This is a genomic window from Protofrankia sp. CiP1_Cm_nod4 (genome assembly GCF_982290645.1).
Genome location: NZ_CEVIVC010000221.1, coordinates 1,173 through 5,596, shown reverse-complemented (window position 1 = coordinate 5,596; position 4,424 = coordinate 1,173). Strand labels below are relative to the sequence as shown.

Genomic DNA, 4,424 nt, shown 5'->3' with positions numbered 1-4,424 from the left:
AGTGACAACGTTAATAATTGGTGTACATATGGCAGCGGTTTTGGCTCAACCAGGCCCACGCAATGTCAGTCATCGGCTTCATATATCCGACTGTACAGCCTGGCAATACGGCGGGCAATGCGGCGGCATCGGAGTGGGTGTGACCCGGCCGGAGTGCGTGGACGGCGAGCGGATGGCGCTGGCCGTGCGGCCGGGCCTTGTGCGGCAGGGCAGGCCAGCGGGATGATCATTCCCGCAATAAGGGAGCGGTGCGCGGAGGAGTTTTATTCCCGCCTCCCGCGGGGCCGGGTTTCCTGCGGCAAGGCACCTGTTTTCACGGGTTCTTTTCCGGTACCTCGGTATGCCGTGGAACCGGCGGGGGGCGCCGATGCCGCTGGAACTGGCGTGGCCCTCGACAGGAAAGCCGCGATGCGGTATATGTCTGTGCGTGACGGGGGTAGAGGAAACACGTGATGATCTGGCGCGTCTGCTGGGCCGCTGCGAGACGTGGCTGGAGACGCTCGGAAACCAGGATGACGCCCCGCAGGACGTCGACGAGCTGGCCGCCGACGTCGTCCGCATCCGCAGCCTTCGCACCCGCGCACTGTCCACCCTGCTCAACGTCGGCATGCTCGGCCGCCAGTCGGCCGGGAAGAGCTTTCTGATCAGTGGGCTGCAGGGCCGCCTGGAGTACTGGCTGGTAGACGGCGACGATGACGAGGGCGAGTACACCGGCATACTGCCGTCGTCGGCGAATCCGACCACCGCCTGCCCGTCCACCGTCGTTCCGGTCGGTGACGACCCGTCTGTCAACGCTTCCGGGCGCGGCCTGCTGCGCGTCAAGTTCGACGGCTCTGACTGGGTCGAGATAGGCAGCGACCTGCCGCCCGCCGTCGTCGCCTCGTACGGCGCGGCCGACGGGAAGGTGACCGACCGCCGCCGCGAGCACATCAACCGCCGGGTCCTGGAGATCGAGGTGCTCATCTCCGATGCCCTCCTGCCGGTCAAGCTGTTCGACCTGCCCGGCTCCGAGTCCCCTGACGGGGACCATGACCTCATCATGCGCGGCGCCTGGGCGGAGGCCGACTGCTTCATCTACGTCACTCAGGCGACATCGGCGCTGACGGTCAACGAGCTCGCCCTCGTCCGTGACCTGTACGCCCACCACCTGCAGACCGGGAAGCGTGTGCTGTGGGTGCTCACCGGCATCGACCGCGCCACCCAGCGAGAGCACGGCCAGGCCGCGTGGCGCAACGTACAGGCGACGGACAACGACTATCTGCGCACACACTTCGCCGATGCGGGCGGCGGCCTCGCCGCGTTCGTCGGCGAAGGATTCCTGCCAGTCTCCGCGGCCTGGGAGGCGAAGGCCGCCGCCGAGGAGGCGAACGGGAACGCGACGAGAAATCTCAGGCAACGCAGCGGGATGGACGTGCTGCGCGACCGGCTGCACCAGCTTGTCGAATCCGGCGCCGGGGACCGTCATCTCGTCCAGGTCGCCGACGAAACGAGACGGCTGATCCGCCGCCGGCACCGGCCGATCCGGGACATCGTCGACGCCCATCAGGTTTCCGTCGACGAACTGGCCGCTCAGCAAGCTGCGATCGCCGAGCGGCTGGAGCGTGCGGAGAGCGCCGCGGAAGGCATGCGCACAGAGCTGGCCGACGAGCTGGAGCGCGCTATCCGCGTCAGGCAGCGTCCGTTCGCGGATCTGCCGCAGGAACTGCACCGCGGGCTCGACCAGCTGATCGACGGGGGGAAGCTGGACACCGAGCACGTCCACGAGATCGACGTCCGCCAGGTTCAGCTCTACACGCAGTGGATGGTCGGCCCCGACGGCCCGGCCACCGGCTGGCAGCGTCAGCTGGAGCAGCTCGACGCCAAGGGCCGCACCTTGCTGCGGCTGGCTCTGGGGGACGACGCCACCGGCTCCCAGCTCGTCTCCCCGGAACCGCTCGACAGCCGTCTTCCGCCCCCGCCCGCGGACGCGCGGGGAGCCATGTCCGTCTACAGCCTCGTGCAGATCGCCGCCGGGACGGTCGGTGTGGCCGGTCCCTTGGCAGGCGGAGCAGCCGCGCTGATGACCAGCCTCAGCCTCGCCTCCGTCGCGCTTCCGGTCGGTGCCGCCGTCGCGGCCGCCATCGGCGTTGCCAAGATCACAGAGGTGCTCAAGGAACGGGAGTCGGTGATCCAGAAGGCCCGCAACGAGCGCAAGCGGATGCTCGACGAGCAGGCGAAGCAGGCCCGGGCGGATTTCGTCGAGGCGGCCCGGAGCCAGGGACAGCTACTGATCGACGCGGTCGAGGAGCACCTCGAACAGCACCGGGCCCGGCTGCATGCGACCCTGGCTCAGATCATGGATCGCGTCGACGCCGAGGATACCGTCGCCAGCCGTGAGCTGGTCGCCAGGCTCGCCCCCATCGAGCGGACCGGCCGCGAGATCATAGGGGAACTGCGGGATCTGGCCGACCGCCCGTAAGGCGGTTCCGCAGCCGAGCTCTCACGCCTTCGTTTCAGGATCTCCGCTGGAGGATGTGGATACTGCGCCGGTAAACGGGCGGAATCAAGCGGTCATGGCGACGCATGTCGGCAAGGGCTCTGTCGTTCGTCCACGGTCGGACCCGAGGCGCCGACGAGGACCGGCGGACCAGCCCCGCCTGCGCCGGCGGAGACGAATCCGGTCCGTGCGACCAAGCGGCTGAAGCCGTACGTGCGGTCGATGTGCGCAAGCGAATGCGGATCTTGACTGATTCATGGTCGTCATCGACGTCTTGGAGACGCCCGTTGAATGGCGAGACCGCGGATGCCCTGGGCTCCGCAGGGAAGACGGTCGTGCGAAGCACGACCTCAGGGGTCCGGGGGCCGCCCCCCGGGCAGATATCGCGGCCCCGGCAAAGCCGATCAGAGATCGGCGAGCACGACAAGCCAGCGCGTGCCCCCGGCGGGGAACGGCGAGGAAGGGAAAACGTTCCGTGCTCCTCGAGCGGCTTGTTGACCTTGACTGGGGTGCTCCACCTGCCCTGACTAGGGGGTTGCGTGAGCCTGCCGGAAGGCGTCGATGACGTCGGACGGGATGCGGCCTCGGTCGCCTATGTGGCGTCCGTTGGCGCGTGCCCATGAGCGGATCTGCGCGGGGTCGTGGTCGGGTGGGAGGACGGGGACTGCCGCGACGGCCCTGGGTGGCCGGGCGGGGCTGCCGGCCGTTCTCGCAGGAGTGGAGGTTGCGTGGGCCGACCGGGGTGAGCCGGTGTCCGCTGCTTCCCGCTGTCGGGCGATTCCGGTCATCGCGGCGCGGATTGCCGTGGCGGGGCGGCTCGCCGGGAGGGCGTTCGCCGACGGGAGCTGGGTGATCGTGGTGGTGACGGGTGTGCTGGTCCGGGCGATCTCGGCGGTGCGGTCGTGGTGGGTCAGCACGATGATCTGCCATTGCCCGGCGAGCTCGGCGAGGACGCCGAGCGCGGCCGCGGTTCGTTGATCGTCGAAGGCCATCAGGACGTCGTCGAGGACGACGGGCAGCGGTGGATCGCCGCGGTCCTGGCGCTCACGCTGCAGCTGGCTGATCGCTGCGAGGCGAAGCGCCAGGTAGACCTGGTCCGTGGTGCCTTCGGAGAGCTCGTGCGGGGCCAGCTCCTGCTCGTCGGAGCGGATGACCCGCAGGCTGCGGCCGCCGGTGACGCCGGCGGCGCGCAGGGCGACGTAGCGTCCGTCGGTGAGCCGTTCGAGGAGGCCCCCGGCGTCGGCCAGCAGCGGGGAGGCGTGCTGACGCTCGTACGCGTCCAGCTGGTCACGCAGGATCTCATATTGGATCTTTAGTGTCAGGTGGCGTTCGGCGCTCTCGGCGATGACCGCGAGCTTCTCCTGCGCCAGGGCCGCCAGCTCGGCGGCGTTCGACTGGGAGGAGGTCAGCGCTGCCAGGCGCTCCTCGAGCCTGCCGAGCTCCTGGCGTGCCTGGTTGTGCTCGCCCTCGTGCCGGTGCCGGTCGGACGCCGCCGCCGCCAGCTCGTCCGTGAGCTCCTCGTCGGTGCGGTCGGCGAGTTCCTTGGCGAGCGTGTCCAGGTCCTCGTCCGGTGCGGCGGCGTGGATCCGTTCGGCCGCCCGCGTCCGGCGTTCCACGGCGGCGACGACGAGGCGCCCCCGGGCGGCCGCGGCCGCGAGGCACTCGACCAGCCCGGAGGGGCCAGACCATGGGCCAGAGCATGATGCTCCGCTGGCGGCCGCGTCGGCGTGGTCGCTGTCACCGGCCGGGCCGAGGCCGGCGGTGTCGCGCAGGTCCGTCAGGCGTGCCACCGCGCTGTCCCGTTGCCGGCCGGCCGCGCTGGTCTCGTCGTCGAGGCGGGCAAGATCCGTGTTGGTCCGCTCGACATCGTCGCGGGCGTTCCGGGCGGTCCGCACCGCGCCGGTGAGCAGCTGAAGATCTGTCGGCGGCTGGCTCGACGCGGCCGTCC

2 protein-coding genes are annotated in these 4,424 nt (G+C 69.9%); one reads left to right on the top strand and one right to left on the bottom strand.

The window, feature by feature from the left end; all coding sequences use genetic code 11:
* Positions 1-427: 427 nt before the first annotated feature.
* The gene (locus AC5LSR_RS23115) at positions 428-2,458 is read left to right on the top strand and encodes a hypothetical protein (protein WP_250286744.1); all 2,031 of its coding nucleotides are present in this window, start codon (positions 428-430) and stop codon (positions 2,456-2,458) included.
* A 545-nt stretch (positions 2,459-3,003) separates the two neighbouring features.
* Here the strand turns inward: AC5LSR_RS23115 and AC5LSR_RS23110 are convergent.
* The coding region (locus AC5LSR_RS23110; RefSeq protein WP_493469019.1) for an Lsr2 family DNA-binding protein at positions 3,004-4,424 on the bottom strand (1,421 nt) is incomplete at its 5' end.